At 49.7% G+C, this 22,304-nt stretch carries 21 protein-coding genes; 4 read left to right on the forward strand and 17 right to left on the reverse strand.

Annotated elements, in window-relative coordinates:
* The first annotated feature begins 230 nt into the window (after positions 1 to 230).
* Together HW447_RS12560 and HW447_RS12565 are read left to right on the forward strand one after the other, a co-directional pair.
* The gene (locus HW447_RS12560) at positions 231 to 530 is read left to right on the forward strand and encodes a helix-turn-helix transcriptional regulator (RefSeq protein WP_176255607.1); all 300 of its coding nucleotides are present in this window, start codon (positions 231 to 233) and stop codon (positions 528 to 530) included.
* 204 nt (positions 531 to 734) lie between these two features.
* Positions 735 to 1,067 carry a helix-turn-helix domain-containing protein gene (locus HW447_RS12565; RefSeq protein WP_176255608.1) on the forward strand — a complete coding sequence of 111 codons (333 nt, stop codon included), beginning with the start codon at positions 735 to 737 and terminating at the stop codon, positions 1,065 to 1,067.
* A 225-nt stretch (positions 1,068 to 1,292) separates the two neighbouring features.
* On the opposite strand, the gene nrdD is transcribed toward HW447_RS12565, so the two are convergent.
* From nrdD to HW447_RS12595, 6 genes are all read right to left on the reverse strand, one after another.
* Positions 1,293 to 3,425 carry an anaerobic ribonucleoside-triphosphate reductase gene (gene nrdD, locus HW447_RS12570; RefSeq protein WP_176255609.1) on the reverse strand — a complete coding sequence of 711 codons (2,133 nt, stop codon included), beginning with the start codon at positions 3,423 to 3,425 and terminating at the stop codon, positions 1,293 to 1,295.
* A 275-nt stretch (positions 3,426 to 3,700) separates the two neighbouring features.
* Positions 3,701 to 4,321, reverse strand: a complete 621-nt coding sequence (locus HW447_RS12575; protein ID WP_176255610.1) for a manganese efflux pump — start codon at positions 4,319 to 4,321, stop codon at positions 3,701 to 3,703.
* 102 nt (positions 4,322 to 4,423) lie between these two features.
* Positions 4,424 to 5,839: an alanine/glycine:cation symporter family protein gene (locus HW447_RS12580; protein WP_176255611.1), complete on the reverse strand. Its 1,416-nt coding sequence runs from the start codon at positions 5,837 to 5,839 to the stop codon at positions 4,424 to 4,426.
* Between the two features lie 149 nt (positions 5,840 to 5,988).
* A complete protein-coding gene (scpB, locus tag HW447_RS12585) occupies positions 5,989 to 6,615 on the reverse strand; it encodes an SMC-Scp complex subunit ScpB (protein ID WP_176255612.1) in 627 nt (208 codons plus the stop codon).
* A 3-nt stretch (positions 6,616 to 6,618) separates the two neighbouring features.
* A complete protein-coding gene (locus HW447_RS12590) occupies positions 6,619 to 7,419 on the reverse strand; it encodes a segregation and condensation protein A (RefSeq protein ID WP_176255613.1) in 801 nt (266 codons plus the stop codon).
* Between the two features lie 2 nt (positions 7,420 to 7,421).
* A complete protein-coding gene (locus HW447_RS12595; protein ID WP_176255614.1) occupies positions 7,422 to 8,300 on the reverse strand; it encodes a metallophosphoesterase in 879 nt (292 codons plus the stop codon).
* A 268-nt stretch (positions 8,301 to 8,568) separates the two neighbouring features.
* Between HW447_RS12595 and HW447_RS12600 the strand changes: the two genes are divergently transcribed.
* Positions 8,569 to 9,021, forward strand: coding sequence for a helix-turn-helix domain-containing protein (locus tag HW447_RS12600; protein WP_176255615.1), 453 nt, complete (start codon positions 8,569 to 8,571; stop codon positions 9,019 to 9,021).
* A 148-nt stretch (positions 9,022 to 9,169) separates the two neighbouring features.
* On the opposite strand, the gene HW447_RS12605 is transcribed toward HW447_RS12600, so the two are convergent.
* From HW447_RS12605 to argC, 7 genes are all read right to left on the reverse strand, one after another.
* Positions 9,170 to 9,373 (reverse strand): hypothetical protein, encoded by a 204-nt coding sequence (locus tag HW447_RS12605; protein ID WP_176255616.1) that lies wholly within the window; start codon positions 9,371 to 9,373, stop codon positions 9,170 to 9,172.
* A 330-nt stretch (positions 9,374 to 9,703) separates the two neighbouring features.
* On the reverse strand, positions 9,704 to 10,291 hold the full coding sequence (locus HW447_RS12610; protein ID WP_176255617.1) for a DUF1266 domain-containing protein: 588 nt from the start codon (positions 10,289 to 10,291) through the stop codon (positions 9,704 to 9,706).
* Positions 10,292 to 10,721: 430 nt separating this feature from the next.
* Positions 10,722 to 11,960, reverse strand: coding sequence for an aspartate aminotransferase family protein (locus HW447_RS12615; protein WP_176255618.1), 1,239 nt, complete (start codon positions 11,958 to 11,960; stop codon positions 10,722 to 10,724).
* A complete protein-coding gene (gene argB, locus HW447_RS12620; RefSeq protein ID WP_176255619.1) occupies positions 11,953 to 12,843 on the reverse strand; it encodes an acetylglutamate kinase in 891 nt (296 codons plus the stop codon). Before argB ends, HW447_RS12615 begins: the two co-directional genes overlap by 8 nt.
* Positions 12,844 to 12,898: 55 nt before the next feature.
* The gene (gene argJ, locus HW447_RS12625) at positions 12,899 to 14,125 is read right to left on the reverse strand and encodes a bifunctional glutamate N-acetyltransferase/amino-acid acetyltransferase ArgJ (RefSeq protein WP_176255620.1); all 1,227 of its coding nucleotides are present in this window, start codon (positions 14,123 to 14,125) and stop codon (positions 12,899 to 12,901) included.
* A 16-nt stretch (positions 14,126 to 14,141) separates the two neighbouring features.
* Positions 14,142 to 14,606, reverse strand: coding sequence for a GNAT family N-acetyltransferase (locus HW447_RS12630; protein WP_176255621.1), 465 nt, complete (start codon positions 14,604 to 14,606; stop codon positions 14,142 to 14,144).
* A 31-nt stretch (positions 14,607 to 14,637) separates the two neighbouring features.
* On the reverse strand, positions 14,638 to 15,678 hold the full coding sequence (gene argC, locus HW447_RS12635; RefSeq protein WP_176255622.1) for an N-acetyl-gamma-glutamyl-phosphate reductase: 1,041 nt from the start codon (positions 15,676 to 15,678) through the stop codon (positions 14,638 to 14,640).
* A gap of 360 nt (positions 15,679 to 16,038) precedes the next feature.
* Between argC and HW447_RS12640 the strand changes: the two genes are divergently transcribed.
* Complete coding sequence (locus HW447_RS12640) at positions 16,039 to 17,274, forward strand: argininosuccinate synthase (RefSeq protein WP_176255623.1); 1,236 nt, start codon at positions 16,039 to 16,041, stop codon at positions 17,272 to 17,274.
* Between the two features lie 165 nt (positions 17,275 to 17,439).
* On the opposite strand, the gene HW447_RS12645 is transcribed toward HW447_RS12640, so the two are convergent.
* The 4 genes from HW447_RS12645 to HW447_RS12660 form a co-directional block, all read right to left on the reverse strand.
* Positions 17,440 to 18,444, reverse strand: coding sequence for a LacI family DNA-binding transcriptional regulator (locus HW447_RS12645; RefSeq protein WP_176255624.1), 1,005 nt, complete (start codon positions 18,442 to 18,444; stop codon positions 17,440 to 17,442).
* A 103-nt stretch (positions 18,445 to 18,547) separates the two neighbouring features.
* Positions 18,548 to 20,623: a heparinase II/III family protein gene (locus tag HW447_RS12650; protein ID WP_176255625.1), complete on the reverse strand. Its 2,076-nt coding sequence runs from the start codon at positions 20,621 to 20,623 to the stop codon at positions 18,548 to 18,550.
* Positions 20,624 to 20,706: 83 nt separating this feature from the next.
* Positions 20,707 to 21,516 carry a PTS system mannose/fructose/sorbose family transporter subunit IID gene (locus HW447_RS12655; RefSeq protein ID WP_176255626.1) on the reverse strand — a complete coding sequence of 270 codons (810 nt, stop codon included), beginning with the start codon at positions 21,514 to 21,516 and terminating at the stop codon, positions 20,707 to 20,709.
* Positions 21,506 to 22,294 (reverse strand): PTS mannose/fructose/sorbose/N-acetylgalactosamine transporter subunit IIC, encoded by a 789-nt coding sequence (locus tag HW447_RS12660; protein WP_176255627.1) that lies wholly within the window; start codon positions 22,292 to 22,294, stop codon positions 21,506 to 21,508. Before HW447_RS12660 ends, HW447_RS12655 begins: the two co-directional genes overlap by 11 nt.
* Positions 22,295 to 22,304: the final 10 nt, after the last annotated feature.

Consider the following 22,304-nt stretch of genomic DNA (forward strand, 5'->3'; position numbering starts at 1 on the left):
TGCATTATTTTCCTAAATTTCATTATTGGAACCTAAATTGTCATTTTCTTCATTACAATCATAAAAGGCAACCAATATTTACCTAACGATTCAGCCATGAGGTGATTTGTGCTGAAATATGTGCTGTAAACCAGCTTATATAAACATATTTCTGTATAATTTGACATATGACGAAATCGTTACACATTTACAGGTGTGCCTGCGGGCACGCCGCCCTATCAGGAGTTTTTATGCGAAAGATAACCACCAGCGAACAGAAAAATATCATCGGCTGCCGGGTACGTCAGCTGCGGATGGCAAGGAAGCTGACTCAGGACGAACTGGCTGCCAAGCTTCAGGTCAACGGCTACAATTTTTCAAAGCTTACCATCCTCAGGATCGAACTTGGCAAACGCCTGGTAACTGATATTGAGTTAAAAGGCTTGTGTGAATTTTTTGAAACAGATCCCAACAGCATCCTTGATTACGATCTCCAGTCCGGACAAAAGACGGCCTCCGCCTCCAAAGAATCGCTGAACCGGCGGTTTTAAAATCATTTTTCCACTGGTTTATTGTTCTGTACCCATCTGTACACTATTTCATTCACACTATATCTACTATTTTTCAGCCTGATGTTTTTCATGGCAGTGGGATACAATAATACACATCACAAAAATGACCGAACCACAGGAGGAAGAAGGAGGCCTGCGCCGGAGATGCGATCCGGCCTGCATTCCTTCTGAGAATGGACTACCATGAGTTTTGAGCTGGACCGTATTGAAGAACTCTGCAGAGACAGAGGATGGAGCCGCTACCGCCTTGCAAAGGAAATGAACGTCTCCCCAAACAGCATAGGAAATCTTTTCCGCCGTACATCAGTCCCCAGTGTGCCTACCTTAAGGCATATCTGCCGCGCCCTGGGCATCACCATTTCCCAGTTCTACGGTACCGATGGACTAACCGTTACCGTGACCGAACAGCAGAAGGGCTTTTTAGAGATGTTTAACCGGCTGAGTCCCGGAGATAAGCAGAAGGTGGAAGGTTATATAGAGGGACTTCTGGCAAAGGATGGGGAAAGCGGGCTCTGATTCCCTCCCGGCCGGAGCAGATGCAGGAGGAAGTCTTTTTGTATTCTTTCCAACACTGGACACAGAAAGAAATCAGGAAACAATGCTCCATGACTGATAAAATACAGGCGGCTAGTGTGATTGTACCTCTCCGGTATGTTCCGGGAAAAGAATCATCCAAAAAGAACCTGCGGACCATTTCAATCATCGAAATCGTCCGCAGGTTCTTTTTGCACTCAATGCTGCTTACATACTCTTCCGTTCTGCGATCTCAGCCATCTTGGCTTCGTTCAGCCTCGTATCGCCCTTCACTCTGGAATAGCTCAGATAACCGTTCATCCGATCGATCTTCGTCAGGTTCCGGCTGCCGCATACCGGGCACACATCCATCTCCAGTTCTTCGTGTCCGCAGTCATCACAGTAAGCCAGAGACAGGTTTACTCCCTCGTAAAATCCCATTTTCATGGCGCGGCGCACAAGAGTGCGGATCGCTTCTTTGTTGTAGCTGATGGGATATTTCACATACTGTATCTTTCCTCCATTGCTCAGTTCCCAGAAACGGTATTCCAGATCCTGCTTCTCAATCGGCGTAATGTCCTCCGTCACATGACAGTGGAAACCGTTGCTTACATACTCCCTGTCCGATACATTTTCAATGATCCCGTATTTCTCACGGAACTGCTTTACCTGAAGGCCGCAGAGGTTCTCCGCAGGCGTGGCATAGATGGCATAGAGATTGCCGTCCTCTTCCTTAAATTCCTCTATCTTACGGTTGATATGCTCAAGTACCTCCAGGGCAAACTGTCCGTCCTCCACCAGAGATTTCTTATTGTACAGCTGCTGCAGTTCATTAAACGCTGTGATCCCAAAAGAAGCCGTGGCCGTCTTAAGCAGCGGTTTGATCTTGTCATGGAGGCCCAGATGACCGCCGTAAAATCCACCTTCGCAGTAAGCCAGCGGATTGGTAGACGCCTTTAGCTCACCCAGGTATGCATAGGTGCGGATATGGATCCTGCGGATCAGTTCCAGATAATAATCCAGCACCTCATAAAAATCCCGGCTCTCTTGTCTGGCTTTTGCCAGGATCATTGGAAGATGAAGGCTTACAACGCCAATATTAAAACGGCCTACGAATACCGGCGTATCCGCGTCATCCGCCGGATACATACCGCCTCTCTCGTACCATGGAGACAAAAAGGCGCGGCAGCCCATAGGGGAAATGATCTTCCCATAGCGCTTGTACATACTGGCGATATAGCCTTTTCCCGTAAGAGAGAGCCAGTCAGGATACATGGTCTTGCTGGAGCAGTCGATCCCGGCCTCAAATACGTCCTCCAGCTCGCCTCCCGGCCCGTGAAGCGCCTCATCATAAAGAAATACAATTTTGGGAAAAAGCACCGGCTTTTTGTGATCCTTTCTGCCCTGACCGCCCTTGCGGACATTCAGCATGGTCATTGTAGCCATTTTTGCAAAACGGCTTGTTCCTGTGCCGGCAGTCATGGTGATAAAGGGATAATCTCCGCGGCTGGAGGAAACAGAATTAAATTTGTACTCCCAGCCCTGGAACCCCTGCTCCATGTCACGCTCCACATCCTTCCAGGCAACCTCCCTGGCCTTGTCATTGGTCAGCCCCAGATCCAGATATCTGTCAATGTATTTTTCATAGGACTTCTCTGCATACGGAGCCAGAATCTCCTCCACGCTGGGGACGGTAAATCCGCCGTACTGCTGACTGGCTGCGCTTAAAACGATGTCTCCGATCACATCAAAGGCCACATCCAGGGTCTTTGGCTCATTATACCAGAGATTTCCCATCTCGAAGCCTCCGGTCAGCACCTCCTTTACGTCAAAAAGACAGCAGTTCATGGTGTCACGTCTGGCAGACATATCGTGGATATAGATATAGCCTTCACGACAGGCCTGAAGTTCTTCCACGGTCATGAAAAATTTCTGGTACAGGGACTTGTTCAGTTCATTAAAGATCAGGCTGCGCTTGGTTGAAACCAGGGCGCTGTCCGTGTTGCTGTTCTCCTTGTCTCCGATGTACATGATGGACTGACTCTTCTTATACACCTCGTCCAGCATACGCACAAAGTCCTGCTTGTAATTTCGGTAATCACGATAGCTCTTTGCCACCAGGGGATTTACCTTCTCCAGAGCCCCCTCTACAATATTGTGCATCTGCGGGATCGGAATCAGCTCCTGGTCCAGCTCCTGTACCTTCTCCTCCACAAAGTCACAGATAAAATTCAGCTCTGCCCTGGAAAATGTGATCATGGCACGCTCCGCGGATTTACTGATGGCGGAAATCACCTTCTGAACGTTAAAATCTTCTTTCGTCCCGTCTTTTTTTACTACCTTAATTCTGGTCAGATTCATGGTTTCACCTCGTGTGGTATGTTTGGTTTTTATACTATATATTGTGTTTATTTCACAGAACGCATACACTATGTATTGTGTTTTGCAGCTGGTGATATCTTACCATGAATGACGGGAGGCGTCAAGACGGCAGATGGAAATCCGCGGTATTTCCCATGCAGAGCTTATGTTTAACATTTAACGGAGGAAAGAACAGCCGCCGCTGCGGTTAACAGTGATGGCTGTCCTTCGGCGAAACAGGCCGCTTATCCTTCCGGTCAGGCCGGAGATCCTTCTCACAGCTTACTCACTCCCACCCCCATAAGCAGCAGTCCGCTAACCCATCCCAGGTCTCTCTGCCGCTTTCCGGAAAGGCTTCTTCCGATCCTGAGTCCGCCCTCCATCATAACCGTTCCCACCGCAAACGCCAGAAATACCGTTATCCATACTTGGCCCTCTGACAGAGCGGCGGCAGCTCCTGCTGTCAGACTGTCGATGGACATGGCAAAGCCAAGAAGCAGGATTTCCTTCCACTCCAGACTCCGGGAGCCGTCTGCATCCGCCGCCATGGGATCGCTCCAGATCTGAACGATTACATGAAGACCTGAACGCGAAAAATGAAAGCGGCAGCCGCCATGGCAGCGGTCTCTGATCCATTTCCGCACCGTATAATCCGTCATACGGATCAGGCCGAGAAAAAACAGGCTCCCGCCGCAGATGATCCTGGCTGTGGTGCCTGGAATCCATTCTGCTGCAAGAGAGCCTGCCGCCATAGCCAATCCCAGACAGGCGCTGCATATCCCATTTAAGAGAAGCACCTTTCCCGGACTGACCTTTATTCTGTTTGCTCCGTATGCGAGACTTGCTCCAAAGGTGTCAGCGCACAGGGCCAGCACCAGTATCAGACTCTGAATCATAGACCGCTCCTTTTCCATACTGTTTTAAAAAGGTTACGATACTATATTCCAATTTGTCCTGAAAGGTGCCAGCGCCTTAACCTGTCCTTTCTTGACCGGAGCTTACTTGGCCTGTTTGCCCATCCGTTTCCAATAATCCTTTGTCTGCGCCGCTATGACGCCGCTTAAAGCCAGCACCGCTATCAGATTAGGAATAGCCATCAGCGCATTAAAGATATCGGCAATCGTCCACACCGCCTCCACAGTCATAAACGGCCCGATAAAGATAGCCAGGATATATAAAAACCGATACGCTGCAACCGCCCGTTTGCTTCCGTTTGACAGATATTCCAGACACCGCTCACCGTAATAATTCCAGCCGATGATCGTCGTAAACGCAAAAAAGATCAGACATACCATCAGCAGGAATGAACTGGCCCAGGCAGGAATCGGAAGGCCCTGATTAAAGGCGTAGGTCGTCACTGCCACCCCCTCCAGCCCCGTTTCATAAGCCCCTGTAAGCACAATAGAAAGCCCGGTCATAGTACAGATTACAATGGTATCAATAAAGGTTCCTGTCATGGACACCAGACCCTGACGCACCGGCTCTTTGGTACGGGCCGCCGCCGCTGCGATAGGAGCGCTTCCCAGACCAGCCTCATTTGAAAAAATACCTCTGGCAATCCCCTTCTGCATGGCAAGCAGCACCGCACCCAGGGTTCCCCCCGCTGCAGCCCGAAGCCCAAACGCGCTTTCTACGATCAGTCTAAAGGCCCCCGGTACCTTTTGTGCATTTACAATCAAAATCAAAACACAGGCAGCTACATAAAAAATTGCCATAAAGGGGACAATGATTTGTGAAACCGTAGCGATCCGCTCCAGCCCTCCAAGAACCACCAGCGCTACACACACTGTCAGAACCAGTCCCGCGATCAGTACAGCCGCCGAATATTCTCTTCCAAACACCCCCACAGTCCAGCTTTTTTGACTGTCAAAAAAGTCGCCTACCGCTGACGTGATCCCATTTACCTGGGTAAATGTACCGATTCCCAGAAGGCCAACGCCTGCGCCGAAGAAGGCGAAGATTTTTCCCATCCATCTCCAGTTCTTCCCCATTCCGTTTTCAATATAGTAAAACGGCCCTCCCAGCACATGACCGGTCTCTTTATCTACCGTCCGATAGCAGATCGCAAGCACTCCCTCCGCATATTTGGTGGCCATTCCGAAAAACGCCGCGACCCACATCCAGAACAGCGCTCCAGGGCCTCCAGCCACAATGGCAGTAGCCACACCTACGATATTGCCCGTGCCGATGGTTGCCGACATGGCGGTGCACAGCGCCCCGAAGCTGGTAACCTCTCCGTGTCCCTCCTCCTCATTCTGCACCATGTAGCGCAGGGCGGCGGGAAGCCTTAAAATCTGCATCCCCTTCAGGCGGATCGTCAGGTAGATTCCTGTCGCAAGGATCAGCACGATCAGCGGGACGCCCCATACAAGATCGTCAAAGGTGTTCAAAGCCGTGTTCACAAACTGAAGCATTTTCTTGTCCTCCATTCCGTCTCTGCATCATGTACTTCCGAAACCTCCCTATGGACGATCCTGGGACTTCCGCAAATACGCTCTTTTACTTTACCACAGTAATGTATCACACAGGCAGAGGATTTACAAGTTTTTTTCTTTATACAAGCTCACTCATTTTCCTTCGGTATTTCATCTACGGTAAGCTGCAGCTCCTCTTCCACCTCGGCCCGGATCACTGCCTCCTGCTCCGGGTTCACATCCGGCAGGTCTCCCAGAGAGCCGACGCCGAACCGGCGCAGAAATTCCTCCGTAGTAGCAAACAGGGACGGACGGCCCGGTGCGTCCAGACGGCCGGCCTCGTAGACCAGATCGTACTCTACCAGACGGTTCACCGCATGGTCAGACTTCACCCCTCGAATCTTCTCAATCTCCATCTTCGTCACCGGCTGACGGTAGGCAATAATGGACAGCGTCTCCAAAACCACGTCTGACAGCACCTGTTTTTTGGGCGCAGCCGCTACGCGGATCAGATTTTCATAATACTTAGACCGGGTACACATCTGGTAGCTGTCCTCCAGTTTAAGGATCTCCATCCCCTTCTTTCCCGTCTGATACCGTTTCATCAGCCGTTCCGCCGCACCGCGGGCCGTTTCCCTGTCCTGACCGATAGCCGCTGCCAGCTGACGCAGCTCCACTGCACCGCCCATGGTAAACAGCACCGCTTCGATGACTGCCTCCTGATCCTTTTCATTTTCTACGGGCTTACATTCTCCGTATATTCCGTTATTTTCCATATCTTATTCCTCAAACCCATCCAGACCTCCCAGGTCCGGTTCCTCTTCCATTCCTTCCGGCTCCAGCGCCTCGATATCCATGTCGCCGAAGGTTTCTTCCTGCGTCAGATGGAGTTTTCCAATCTTCATCAGCTCCAGAACTGCCAGAAAAGTTACTACCAGTTCCAGCTTATCTGCCTGCCGCTCCAACAGCTGGCGAAAACTGAAACGTCTGGCCCGCCTTGCATAGGCTAACACCGAACCGATCTTCTCCTCCAGGCTCACCGGCTCCCTGCGGATGGTGCCGAACTTACTTCGGATGGGGTCCATCTTATTTTCCTGCCGCTTCATCACCTGCTCAAAAATCCGTTTCAGCTTTGCCAGAGTAAGCCCGTCCAGAAGTTCATCCAGATCCACCGGAGGCTGGTACCTTGCCACCTCCGGCGGAAGGGTGGATGCTTTGTAAAAATGAGTCAGCGCCCCCTCTTCCCGGTCCGCCAGCTCCTCTGCCAGCAGCTTATACCGCTTATATTCCAAAAGCCGCTGTACCAGTTCTGCCCTGGGATCGATCTCCTCCCCTTCCTCGTCCACTTCCTTTGGAAGGAGCATTCTTGCCTTGATATCTAAAAGGGTAGCAGCCATCACCAGAAAGTCACTGACCACGTTGAGATCCTCCCGCTCCATCTGCCTCACATATTCCAGATACTGAGCCGTGATCTCCACAATGGGAATGTCGTATATATCAATCTTATTTTTCTCAATCAGATGGAGCAGAAGGTCTAAAGGCCCCTCAAAATGCTCCAGTTTATAGGTAATCGTCTCCATATTTACATTATCTTCCTCTTTAACCGGATGGCCAGCAGCTGCGGCCTGTTATTAAGCCGGATATTGATAGAATGAGTCCCAAGGCCCCGGCTCACTGCCATATACCGTCCCTCCCGTTCATGGGTTCCCGCACACACCGGCAGGAAAAACTGGTACTGGGGCGTCATCACGCCTCCCAGCCCTGGAATCCGTATGGTTCCCCCGTGAAAATGGCCCGACAATGTCAGATCCGCTCCCCATTTTCTGTATGCATCAAAAAATAAAGGGGAGTGGGCCAGAAGGATCTGAAAGCAGTCCTTTCCCGCCGCAGGCCCCAGCTTCTTTTCCACATACTCAGGCTCCATGGATGCAAGTTTTCCCGAATTGGCCTTTTTATAAAAGCAGGGATCGAGATTCACCGCTGAAATGCGCACTTCTTTTTTTAACACTGCCGACTGATCGGACAGACAGATGATACCCATCTCCTTCAGCCGGCCTATATACCGCTCATAATTCCCCCCATATTCCTTCCGGTTCCAGACCATACGGTTTTCATGGTTGCCGTTTCCGCAGTATACCGGATACCTGGCTGCCAGTCTGGCAAGAAGAGCCTCAGATACCGCCGTCTTTGCTCTTCCCTTCTTTGTGACGATCAGATCGCCCCCGCTTAAGACGGCGTCGGGTTTCACCGCATCAATGGCTGCCAGCAGCCTTTCATTGTCCCTTCCAAATGTATTCTCATGAAGATCCGACAGGAATACAAAAGTCCAGTCCCTGGTGATCTTGTCCGTTTCCACAGAAACTTCTTCCAACGACAAGGCCTTTCTTTCATACTCTGACCGGGCCAGGAAAGCTGCTGCTGCCGCCAGCCCGCAGCCCGCTATCAACCTGTAATCCAGCATACAATCTCTCCTTTAACAAACCTTCAGCGAATAAAACATTCACGCCGGGCAGCCTCAGCGCAGCAGGCTGCAGCTTCTGCGGCTCCAGGCCGTGTGTTCCTTCGTCCGAGGACGGTATCTGCGTAAATTATAACATTGTGCCCTGGGTTTGTCATGGACTATTTTTAATTCCCCATTCTGTCGTTTCATCTGTATCCACTTGTACTGATATCCATATTATGATATAATCCGTTTATTGATAACATACTGTTTAAGGAGGAATTGGTCAATGATTCAATATGACCGTTTATGGGCTACCATGACAGATCGGGGTATGACCCAGTATAAGCTGATCAAGCTGCACGGTTTCAGTGCCGGACAGATCGGCCGGATGAAGAAAAATATGCACGTTTCCACTCATACCCTGGAGACACTCTGCCGGATCTTAAACTGCCGGATCGAGGACATTGTAGAATATACGCCAGAAGAGGCCGCGCCAGCAGACGCACTCACAGCCAACACCGCTTTGCTCACAGCAGATGCAGCGGCACACAGGCCCAACGTGAACATCCCGGCGCCCGATCCGACCGCCGTTTCTGTCCCCCAGACCCCCCAGGCCTCCAGCTCTGAAAACAAAGAAACTGCAGCCCCGCCCAAAGCCTCTAAAGCCAAAAAAGGCTCTAAGACTAAAAAGTCATCTAAAAAAGGAGAAAAGGGCTCTAAAAAGTCCAAGAAAAAATAGGAATCAAATGGCTGCTGCTCATAAAACAAATAAACTGGAATCAGGACAGCCGCCATAAGCAGAACAAAAAAAGCGGCGGCATTGAAAAAACGATCCCAAAGCCGCCGCCAGTTAATGAGACTATACAGAGCACTAATCAAACATTCTGCTATTCCAGCGGAACAATCATCTTCTTTAATTCTTCCAGTTTCATATCATCCACGTTAAGAAAGAGTGTGCCGGCTGCTGCCGTTTCAATTCCCAGTACCGCTGAAAGATTTCCGGCTAATTCGAGACTATACCATTTACCATCATACTCAATCGTATCAAAACAGAGCGCATAATACTTTCCGTTAAAGTTTACAACAGCCACTCGGCCTGTAATTTAATCTGCTCCGTAAATTTCCAAAGCCCTTTAATTCAACTGTACTAAAATCGACTGAAGATAATTGTTTCGTTAATTGTTCTAAAAATTCCTTTTTTCTGCTTCTGACCGCAGCACCTGGGGCTCACTTGAGCTTAATGTCGAAGCTGCATCACAAAGCGCTGAGTATTGATACCGGATTGAATTTACCACATTCGTTTTACGCTTTTCAATATTTAAGTCTTTAGTAATATCGTTTACAGCAGGCCAGGGAGCCTGTAGAGACTGAAAAATCCCCATATGTTCCAGATATGCCTGTAAATCATAATTTTCTACTTTTTACTTAAGATCCAGTTCCCATGGCAAAGAGCAGGGGCCGTTCAGATCATTTCTCAGCCTAAAGCACAGCGCCTCTCGCTCGGCAATATCCTTCTGCCATCCGTCTCCCTGTTTCCTTCTCCATTCCCTATAGCCTTTTAAATAGCTGTCATACAGTTCTGTCCACGAATGATAGAGAGCTTGCATGAGCTGTCCGACTTCCATTGATTTTTCCATCATTTCCTCGCGTCCGATATAACCGCCGATAAAGCCCATCCCAAGGATCTGGCACGCGCGGCATAAATCCCATGCGCCCCATGCAATCTCTTCATCTGTGCAGGAGTCTTTTTCTTTATAAGATGAGGTAAGCCAGAGTACCATATCCAAAAGAGAGTTTTTATCTGTCACCTCCCAATCCCGGCGGAGCATAACACGCATGGAGGCTCCTTCTTTCTTATTTTTTTCTTTAGAACCCGCAAAATAATGCCAGTCTCCATCAGCATATTCAGACCACATGGCGTAAGTGCCTGTAATCCACCGCTCTGTATCTGTTTTTGGCAGCGCGGTATTTTCTTTGTCCTTCTTTTGAAAAAATCCTAGAAATCCCATAATAAACACTCCCTTATTTTTATTTTACTTTTTATCTCGGCGTTCCAACGTACAGCCTGTTTTTTGTCTTTTTTAGACAAACAGGCGCTCCCATCTTTGCAGTCTGCTGCGAACACGGGAACGCCTGAATTATTTTATATATTTGAGTCCGGCAAAACTGCAGCGCTAAACCATCATAGTATCGCACCGCCTGCCTGCAGATGGAAGAAGTCATAATGTTTTGTCCCCCCTTTATGCAGTTACATTTATAAATATTATAGCAAAAAATCTATTTCCGATCAACATTTTTATGCACATTTCAAACTGGAACGCAACACCTCAGAAGGTTCCTCCGATGGGAAAACAGGTACAAAAACAGGCGTTAAGCCCGCTTATATGCCTGTCTTTGTACCTGTTTTCCCGCTGCCTTGAACAGTTACCATAATTTTATTTATATATTTGCCAGCACCCGCTCCAGCCGTTCGGCCATTTCATCCACATCCGACGGCTGGATGATGAGCGGCGGAACGAACCGGATGATATGGCTGCCCGCGCTGATAAGCACCAGCTTTTCTTCTAACAAAGCCTTTGAAACAACAGAGCCGGCCGGCACGGTAAGTTCCAGCCCCTGGATCAGTCCCCGCCCTCTGTGGCCACAGATCACCTTATACTTTGCAGACAGCCCCTCTAACTTTTCATAGAGATACGCTCCCACCTCTCTTACATGATCCGTAATGTGCCTCTTTTCAAAGATATCAAGCACCGCCCCTGCTGCCGCAGTTACCAGAGGATTTCCGCCATAGGTGGTGCCGTGGTCTCCCGGAACCATAGCCGTGGCCGCCTTGCCGCAGGCTAAGAAAGCCCCGATGGGAACGCCGTTTCCAAGCGCCTTTGCCACCGTCATCACATCGGGCTTTACACCGTAATGCTGCCATGCAAACATTTCCCCGGTGCGCCCCATCCCGCACTGAATCTCATCCAGAATCAGCAGCAGATCATATTCGTCACAGAGGGCGCGCACTCCCTTTAAAAACGCTTCCTCTGCCGGATAAATTCCTCCCTCTCCCTGAATCGTCTCCATGATGACAGCGCAGGTTTTGTCTGTGATCTGGGCCTTTACGCTTTCCAGGTCATTGAAATCCGCAAAACGGATTCCCGGAATCAAAGGTGCAAACGGCAGCCGATAATGGGCATTGCCAGTTACAGATAAGGCTCCCAAACTGCGGCCATGGAAGGCGTGATTCATGGCAATAATCTCACCGGTGGTATCGATCTGCAGCTCCTCGCAGCCGTCACAGCCGTCGCCCATTGTCTCATGAAGCTTGTTATAATGATACCGTCTGGCAATCTTTAACGCTCCTTCAACGGCCTCTGTTCCGCTGTTTGTAAAGAACACCCTGTCCATCCCCGATACCTTCAGCAGCTTCTCCCCTGCCTCAATGGAAGGCTCATTGTAAAATAAATTAGAAATATGAGTCAGCTTATCAAGCTGGGCCTTTACAGCCTGTGTATATTCCTCATCTCCGTATCCTAAGCCCATCACCGCGATCCCGGCGCCGAAATCCAGATACTCCTTTCCTTCGCTGTCCCAAAGCTTTACTCCCTTTCCATGGTCAAATACCACAGGAAACCTGTTATATGTTTTATACAGAACCTGTTCCGCCCTGCAAATCCTTGTTTCATCAGCCATGATAATACCTCTCATCTTCCTTTGAATTATAGATGGCAGTTCCGATTCCCTTGTCGGTAAAGATCTCCAGCAGCAGGCAGTGCGGGATCCGGCCGTCCAGGATATGAACTCTGGAAACGCCGTTTTTGATGGCATCAATGCAGTTTTGAAGCTTCGGAAGCATACCTCCTCCCAGACTTCCGCTGTCCACGAACTCCTGAGCCTCCTCTACCTCCATTTCAGAGATCAGGGAATCCTTGTCCTCAAAATCCCTGTAAACGCCTTCCACATCCGTCAGAAATGCCAGCTTTTCCGCCTTTACCGCCCTTGCAATGGCGCAGGCCGCGTCATCGGCATTGATATTGTAGCTCTGGAAATGATCGTCATAGGCAATGGGGCAGATAATGGGCAGGAAATCCTTTTCCAGAAGTTCATGAATCAGTTCCGGGTCTACCTGATCGATCTCGCCTACATAGCCGATATCCTGACCGCCGGAGTATTTTTTATGGCATTTTAGCATCATGCCGTCCTTGCCGCTGATTCCCACAGCCTTGATGCCAAGCTCATTGACCAGCTGCACCAGGCTCTTGTTCACTTTATTTAATACCATTTCCGCAATCTCCATGGTAGGCTCATCCGTAACCCGCAGGCCGTTGATGAAATGGGGTTCCATTCCCACCTTCCCCACCCAGCGGCTGATCTCCTTTCCGCCGCCGTGGACGATAATGGGCTTAAAGCCTACCAGCTTTAAAAGCGCTACGTCCTGGATCACTTTTTTCTTTAATTCCTCGTCTATCATGGCGCTTCCGCCGTATTTAATCACCACGATCTTGCGGTTGAAACGCTGGATATATGGAAGGGCCTCGATTAAAACGGCCGCCTTTTGCATGGGTTCAAGATTCATTTTTCATTTCCTCCCTGAATCGGTTTTATATACAGGCTGTCTCCCTGCTGCTGTCCTATGACCGGTAGTCGGCGTTGATCTTTACATAGTCAAAGGTCAAATCACAGCCCCAGGCTACAGCCTCTGCCGTTCCCATCTTGATATCAGCAATGGCGGTGACTTCCTGCTGAGAGAGGATCTTTGTCGCCTGCTCCTCACTGTACTCCACAGCCACTCCGTCTTTTATGATCTGCAGCTTTCCTGCAGCGCTTTCAAAATACAGATCTACCTGTTCCGGATCAAAGTCCGCGCCGGAATAGCCCATGGCGCAGAGAATACGGCCCCAGTTGGCATCATGGCCGAAAACAGCCGCCTTGGTCAGACTGGAGGTAATCACGGATTTTGCCAGAATCTTTGCCTGCTCCTTTGTCTGGGCCCCCTTAATCTTTACCTCAAAAAGAGCCGTACATCCCTCTCCATCCCCAGCCATCTTTTTTGCCAGGGTTTCGTTGATATAATTAAGAGCCTCGCAGAAAGCTTTGTAATCCTCATTTTTCTCCGTGATTTCAGGATTTCCTGCGAGACCGTTAGCCAGCAGAAGAACCGTATCGTTGGTAGAGGTGTCCCCGTCTACAGAAATCATATTATAGGTATCCTTGATATCCTCGCTTAAAGCCTCCTGAAGAAGTTCCTTGGAAATGGCCGCATCCGTTGTGATAAAGCTTAACATAGTGCACATATTTGGGTGGATCATTCCGGAGCCCTTGCACATACCTCCGATGGTAACAGGCATACCGCCAAGAACCACCTGAACCGCCGCCTCTTTATGCTTCGTATCTGTTGTCATAATGGCCTTTGATGCCTTTGTGCCGCTCTCCAGGCTTCCTTTAAGCTCCGGGGCCATGGCGCGGATGCCGGCCTCAATGCGATCCATGGGAAGCTGCATCCCGATCACGCCGGTGGAAGCAACCAAAACGCTGTCTGCCTTAATATCCAGGGATTCTGCCGCTGCTGCTGCCGTCCGGGCGCAGTAGTCCATTCCCTCTTTTCCTGTACAGGCGTTTGCGATGCCTGCGTTTACGATCACAGCCTGAGCATCGGCCCCGCCTGTCACCTGGTTTTTATCCCATTTTACAGGAGCCGCTTTTACAAGGTTGGTGGTAAAGGTTCCTGCTGCCCTGCAGGGAACCGTGCTGTAAATCATGGCCATATCGGGACGGTTCTTATACTTGATCCCTGCTGCTGTGGATGCTGCCATAAAGCCTTTTGCGGCGGTAACTCCGCCCTGGATCACTTCATACATAATGCTTTTTCCTCCTCTATTTGACAAATCGTGTGATATTTTCCTCATTTAGTATAAATTCATAGATGTTAATGTCTTCCCGCTCCGTCCAGCCGATACCCTGCCAGAAGGCATTTCCAAGCTCATTGCTCTTAAATGCGATGAGGCTGATCTTGCTGACGCCTTCTCTCTGAAGAGCGTGTATGGCCGCCCGTACCATCCTATAGCCAATCCCATGCTTGCGATAGTCAGGATCCACACAGACATGATAGAAACAGCCTGTTCTCCCGTCATGGCCGCAGAGAATATTTCCAATGATACGCCCGTTCTGTACCGCTACCACGCTGGTGGTGGGATTGCGCTTAAGAAAACGTTTTACCCCCTCTTTTGAATCATCTATGCTTCGGATGCCGAAACCCCGGATCTCAGTCCACAGATGGTACACCTGATCATAATCCTCTATGATCATCTCACGGATAAGGATATCCATTGTTCCTGCCATTGACGCTGCTCCCTCCTGTCTCTTTCTTCCCCTATGGGAATAACGGTACCTGCTTTAAGCCTGTGTTTTCCGGCAGCCCGAACATCAGGTTCATATTCTGAATGGCCTGACCTGCCGCCCCCTTTACCATATTGTCGATGGCTCCCATCATCACCACCCGTTTTGTTCTCAGATCAATTTTAAAATTCACATCTGCAAAGTTGCTTCCCTCCACCCATCGGGTCTGTGGAAATACGCCGTTATCCAAAAGGCGCACGAAATATTCATCCTTATAATATTTCTCATAAGCGGCCCTTACTTCCTCCTCCGTCACATCCTTTGCAAGAGAAGCGTAAGCTGTCACCAGAATCCCACGGTTCATGGGAATCAGATGAGGGGTAAAGCTGATCGTTACCGGCCTACCTGCCGCCCTGGATAACTGCTCCTCAATCTCCGGGGTATGGCGGTGAACACCTACGCCATAGGCCTTGATATTTTCATTGACCTCGCAGAACAGACTGTCTGTCTTTGCTCCTCTGCCTGCGCCTGAGGTACCTGACTTGGCGTCAATGATCAGCGTATTGGGATCAATGATGCCCTCTTTTACCAGAGGATAGACAGACAAAAAGGAACAGGTTGGAAAACAGCCCGGATTGGCGATCAGCCTTGCCCTCTGAAGCTTCGCCCGGTTGATCTCCGGCAGTCCGTAGACTGCTTCCTTAATATATTCCGGCGAGCCGTGTTCTAACTTATACCACTGCTTATAAACCTCCACATCCTTGATGCGGAAATCTGCGCTTAGGTCGATGATCTTTACCTTGGAAAGAATCTCTTCATTTACGAGGGCAGAGCAAAGGCCCTGAGGAGTAGCGGTAAATACCACATCCACCTGCTCTGCCAGTTCCTTCATATTGTCATCCATACAATCCGCATCTGTCAGCTTGAACATATTCTGATAGATGGAGGCATACTTCTTATCAATATAGCTTCTTGATCCGTACCACTTTACCTCCACATCCTCTCTCTGGAGCAGCAGCCTTGCAAGCTCCCCTCCCGCATATCCTGTAGATCCGATGATTCCTGCCCTGATCATATTCATACTCTCCTTTTCCTCATACTGCAGCGCTCTGGGCTTTTGCTGCCTCCAATGGGCCTGCCCTGTGAAAGCCATTCATATTTAAACATCCCGGCGTCTCTTGCTTTTCCCTTTGTTTTACCGCTTTATCACAAGAAAGTGCCTGTATGCCCTCATTATAGTGAGGTTTTTCTCAAAAGAAAAGAGGATTCCCCTCTTTTTTTTATTTCCCCTTGGGGATTTGATTTCATAATTATACAACTATAGTGCATAATATGCAACATTTTTTAAAATTTTTATTTTTATACTTGCTTTTTCCCGGATTGTGTTGTATATTTATGAAAGCTTATTGAATACAGTTTTTTGGAGGAAATGACCATGAAAGAGAAAGTAGTTTTAGCTTATTCCGGCGGTCTGGACACCACCGCTATCATTCCCTGGTTAAAGGAAAATTTTGGATACGATGTAATCTGCTGCTGTATCGACTGCGGACAAGGCAAGGAGTTAGACGGCCTGGAGGAGAGAGCAAAGCTTTCCGGCGCTTCCAAGTTATATATTGAAGATCTGGTAGATGATTTCTGTGACAATTACATTATGCCCTGCGTAAAGGCAGACGCGGTCTACGAGAACAAGTACCTCTTAGGAACCTCTATAGCACGGCCCGCCATCGCAAAACGTCTGGTGGACATCGCCCGCAAGGAAGGCGCAGTTGCCATCTGCCACGGCGCTACCGGCAAGGGAAATGACCAGATCCGTTTCGAGTTATCCATCAAGGCTCTGGCTCCTGATATCAAGATCATTGCTCCCTGGCGTATGACCGATGTATGGAAAATGCAGTCCCGTGAGGATGAGATCGAATACTGCAAGCAGCACGGCATTGATCTTCCCTTTGACCACAGCCACAGCTACAGCCGCGACTGCAATATCTGGCATATCAGCCATGAAGGACTGGAGTTAGAGGATCCTTCCTTAGAGCCTAACTTTGCAAATATGCTGGTTTTAGGCGTTACTCCTGAGGAGGCTCCGGATCAGGGCGAATATGTGACCATGACCTTTGAAAAAGGTGTTCCCACCAGCATCAACGGCACACAGATGAAGGTTTCTGACATCATCCGCAAGTTAAACGAACTGGGAGGAAAGCACGGCATCGGTATTGTAGATATCGTAGAAAACCGTGTAGTAGGCATGAAGTCCCGCGGTGTTTATGAGACTCCCGGCGGAACCATCCTGATGGAGGCTCACAGGCAGTTAGAGGAACTGGTTCTCGACCGCGCTACCATGGATGTAAAGAAAGATATGGGCAACCGCATGGCTCAGATCGTATACGAAGGAAAATGGTTCACCCCTCTGCGCGAGGCAGTTCAGGCTTTTGTAGAGTCCACTCAGGAGTATGTTACCGGCGAAGTAAAGTTCAAGCTCTATAAGGGCAACATCATCAAGGCCGGAACCACCTCTCCTTATTCCTTATACAGCGAATCCCTGGCTTCCTTCACCACCGGCGATCTTTATGACCACCATGATGCCGACGGATTTATCACGCTGTTTGGCCTGCCCTTAAAGGTTCGTGCCATGAAGATGGCTGAACTTAAGACAGAGAAGAACATGAATAACTGATAACAGGCAAACAGGACGCATCGACAATTCCTGTTTTGCATAAAAAACGCTTTCCAGGCTGTATGTATATGACACAGCGTATGGAAAGCGTTTTTCATGTTTTTCTGCCGTCAGACAGTGAATAGATGTGCACTGGATGAGGGTATATATGGGGCATTTACGTCCTCAGACCGTCGTCCCCCTCCATTTTACTATATTTCTAAATACTACTTCCGTCTCCCTTTTTCTGCCGTTGAGCACCTCCAAAAGCTCTTCCATTGCCCGTTTTCCTTCCTCGAAAGCCGGCGGGATAATGGCAGAAACCGGAGGAGTTGTCATGCGGGTCCAGCCTTCCGGGTCAAAGCCCATAAGGCCTATCTGCTGCAAAAACAGGGTTTCATAGTCCGGCAGAGAGCGCAGAGCCTGAAACACGGCCTTTAAAAGTTCTGCGGCAGCCACATACACAAAGGTTCTGCGGCTTAGGTCCAGTTCCTCCTTTAAAGCTTCAAAGATCTGAGCAGAGCGCACTCCTGGCTGGAAATAGAGCGTCCGGCCGTCTATTCCCGCATCCTGCAAGGCATCCCGGTATCCTGCCGTATTTTCAAAAGCCGTTCCCATACTGCCTTCGCCGTCCGATATCATAAGAAAGTCCTCATACCCCTTTTTGATGCAGTCTGTGATTACCTGATAGACACAGTCATAATTATTCCCTTTTACATACCGCCCCTTAAAATCGTAGGGCTTTGCTTCCAGATAGATAATAGGCTTGTGTTTTTTTTCAAGTTCTCCGGCCAGCATCCCGAAACGGTAGGTTCCCTGAATGATAAATCCCTCTGCCCCGGCCTTTAACATCCGCTCCACATACTCTTTCTCATTTTTAAAGGTATAGCCGCTGTTTCCCACCAACACCTGACAGCCCGCTGCAGATGCCGCTTCCTCCATCCCCTTTAACGCTCTGGCACAGTAAGCGTCCGCCGTATCCCGCAGAATCACGCCGATCAGGCCGCTGCTTTTTGCCTTCATGGCTCTGGCTGCCGCACTGGGTTCATATCCAGTTTCATCAATGATCTGCTGGATCCTCTGCTGGGTTTCCCCGGACATCTTGTTGGCCTTTCCGTTTAAGTAGAAAGACACGGTTGTCTTGGAAACGCCTGCCTTCTCTGCAATTTCATTTATAGTCAGTTTTTTCATTTTATATCCATTCCAATCTCTATTCCAAACTCATACTCTACTATACCATAAAAAAACTGGTTGTGAAATGTTTTACCCCTTAATTTTTCTGTATCTTTCCCCCTTAGTTTCTCAGCCGTATCCAGGTCTTTTCTTCTCCCAGGCTGTGAATCGCCCCCGCTTTCCCATACACCGGAATCCCTTCGCATTCATACATTTTCCCCCCGCGGTACGTCTCACGGTTCCACACCAGGAAGGTCCAGGTCTCATCCTCTGACAGCCGGAAGGTTCTTGCCGTCACACGTCCGTCGGATACAGGTTCTCTCCTTCCAAACTGGTAAACCGGCGGTTCCCATATCCGCACTGTTTCTCCATAAAAAGCCGTGCTGCTTACAAACCGGTCTGTAAACTTCCCCTCTTTTACCATGCACAGGCTGTCCGACAGACAGTTATACGTATCCGAGATCATGTGGGAGCGGAGGGAAAACATGGCCGGCTTTTCTTCTCCCTCTGCCCCCGTCTCCTGCTGTGATCCGGCGGCCTTCAGACACAGCCCGTCCCTGAAAAGGATAGTCTCATCCCCCTGCTGCCTTACAGTTATCTGCGGATCCAGGTGATAATATTCCTTTACCCAATGTGCCCCGTCACACCAGATATCATTGACTACCAGCCAGATCCCGGATCCGGCTGTCATCACCTTTCGTACCGCCAGACAACCTTCTCCGCTCTTTAGCCTTCCCCGGTAAGCCATCTCACTGTAAGAAATCCCCTCCCGCTCCCTGAAATACGTCTTAAAGCAATCCCCATAGGAATGATAGCTCCATGATCCGTCCGGACAGATCACAGAACCATCATCAATCACGCAGACATTATGCGCCTGGGGCGCTTTAAGAGCCATCCGAAGAGGCTCATCCTCCCGGTAGGAATACCGACCGCTGTCCACCAGGAAAGGTTTTCCCCGGTAGTATAGGGAAATATGGGTCAGATCCCCATGACCATGCCCGCTTCCCTGCGGTCCGCAGGCCAGACAGGTGTAGTCCGCATCCTCTCTCCAGCTGCTCCGAATATAGATATTACCCGTATCCTGAGCATGATAATTCAGAGCAGCCGGAACCTCAGCCCTTATCTTCTCATACCGCTCTGCGCCTTTTCTCCCAAATATCCACAGGCTTTCCAGATCAGCTCTGTCATATCCCCCAAAACGGAACACTCCCTTGCCCGTAAGCACTGCTGCCCTTACCATAATATCCCGGATATCTGTCCGGTCGCTGTCGCACTGAACCGGCTGCATATGATCCGGTCCTGCGCAGTAAAGAACATACAGGCTCATCCGTTCCACCGTATCCGTAAGCCAGGCCCAGTCTGTCTCATTCCCCCAGCCCATGTCCCATTCCTTCCACCTGAGCAGACGCATACAGGCAAGAAGCACCTCTATATGATACATGATGGACTGTTCCCAATGAGATCCGTCCTCCAGAACCTGCAGCTCCAGCTGTGTCTTAAGCTCCTTCCAGGCCCATTGCTCCTCAGTCCCGCGCTTTAAGGCTCTGCTTTCCTCTCTCAGGCACGCCCCAAACAGCTGATATCCCTGGCAGATCGCCGCAGTCTGGAGCACTCCCCAGTTGCTTAAGGTATACTTTCCGATATAACGGCTCCGCATATTTTCAAACTGGGCTTTCATGCTGACAAGCAGGGCATCCAGTTCCTCGACCGTTACCATTCCATTTCCAGTCAGATGGAGCATCAGATCCTGCCAGTTCATGCACCGGATCCCCGTGTCAATGGTTCGGGTGCTTTCTGATCCCTCCGGCCATATGGGATTATGATCGATCCAGTGGAACAGATACCATTTCAGCCGGTCTGTATAATCTGTATTTCCAGTCAGGTAAAATGCCATCATAAGCTTGTGCAGGTAATCGTGACGGTTCAGCATATACACCCATTCAGGATCCCCGTTGGGGCTTTTCTGCCACTCCATAGTCTCCAGCCGATAGAGCTCCCCGCACGGCTCCATATCCCAGGGATCCGTAAACACAAAGCTCTGCTCCATCAGCTCTTCTGCCCGTGCCAGCAAACGCTCCTTTTCCTCCGGAACCCGCTCTCTCATATACTGCGCCGCAAAATCCCGGTCAAAATCCCTTACATAATCCCCGGCCCACTCCATTACAGCCAAAAGGCGCTTTTTTCTCTCCTCAGTCATTTATATCCTCCTTTTTACGCACCAACGGGGGAGCCGCCGGACGCGTCTCCCCCTGATAAAATCTCCCCTTGTTTCATTTCATGCTATGCGATCACATGGAAACAGGATAATACAACTCCCACGATGATCGTTAAAACTACTAATCTGTAGGTCGTCCATTTCTTCACCTTGATCAGGTAGAAGATCAGGCCGGTAAATATTACAGGCAGTAAATTCGGCGCAATGGCGTCGATCATATCCTGAATCGCTACTACTTTCTGCTGGTTATCCGGCATCTGGGCCACATATTGGATAGGTGTGGTGATCTTTACAAAGTTGACAGCCAGGCCGGAAATTACCGTCACGCCGATCATGCTTGCCACGCTGGAGATCTGTTCCATACGGCTGCTTAAGCTGGCGATGATACTGGTTCCCACCTTATATCCCCACATACCGTTGGCGATCTTTAACGCCAAAAGCACCAGGTTCATTCCCAGAAAGAACAGGATGGGGCCCATAATCAGGCCTTCCTGAGCCAGAGAAGCGCCGATGGTTGCAAAGAGCGGCGCCAGACAGAACTGAGCCAGAGAATCACCGATACCGGCCAGAGGCCCCATCAGAGCCATCTTGATATTGCGGATCTCCTTGGAAGGAGTCTTGTTTTCCAGCATTACCAGATGAAGGCTTGTAATAAATGGGAGAAAATGGATATTAGTGTTAAAAAACTCGATGTTCTCCCGCAAAGCCTCCTGAAGCTTGTCATCATCATCCTTATACAGCTTGCGCAGAGCCGGATACATTACGTTTGCGTAGCCAAGGCCCTGATAGTTCCCATAGTTAAAGCCGTTCTGCAGGAAAAAGGAACGCAGAGACGTTTTTAAATAATCTTTCTTTTCCAAACGATTAGATCCCATCTTCAAACTCAACCTCCACTTCTTCTACTGAATCTTCACCCTTCCTGCCTGCGTTGAAAAACACCAGCAGCGCAATGGCTGTTCCCAGCACCGCTACGCCCATGACAGGCAGCTTCATATAAGCAATGGCGATGTAACCCAGGAGCACAAAGGGAATCAGCTCCTTCTTAGCCATTACATTTAATATCATGGCAAAGCCGATGGCGGGGAGCATCTTTCCTGCCATTCCCAGACCGGTGCTGAGCCATTCCGGGATCAGGGCGATGACCTTCTGAAGCCCTTCTGCGCTGAAGGCGCCTCCGAAACCGATCACAAACCCCACCAGCGCGAAGATGCAAACCGTAGCATTAGCAGCCAGGCGAAATCCTCTGAAATCCTTCCGGTCCAGAGCCTTGTAAGCCATACCGGTCAGTGTGGTCGCAAAAGTATAGGTTGCAGTGATCACAAACTGGAACGCAACCGCAAACGGGAAGGACAGCGCCAGAGCGGAGCCTGTGTCAATGCCGGAGTCCTTCATTGTGATGGCCATGATGGTTCCCACGATGCCTGGGCCCATTGGGTTTGGCGGAACGGATCCTCCCTGAGATACGCCGAATCCCATAAATGCAAGTTCCCCCACAGCTCCCATGGCCAGTCCCGTGGGAAGATCCCCCAGAATCAGTCCCACACCGGCCGACATGATCAGACACCGGTTGGTATAGATGCCATACAGCATACCCGTCAGACAGAATGCGGTCCACAGACCGATCAGAATACATTGTGTAATTGAAATAGTCACCTTTTTACCC

Origin of the sequence: Enterocloster alcoholdehydrogenati, from assembly GCF_013282095.1 — a bacterium.
In the GTDB taxonomy this organism is placed as follows: domain Bacteria; phylum Bacillota; class Clostridia; order Lachnospirales; family Lachnospiraceae; genus Enterocloster; species Enterocloster alcoholdehydrogenati.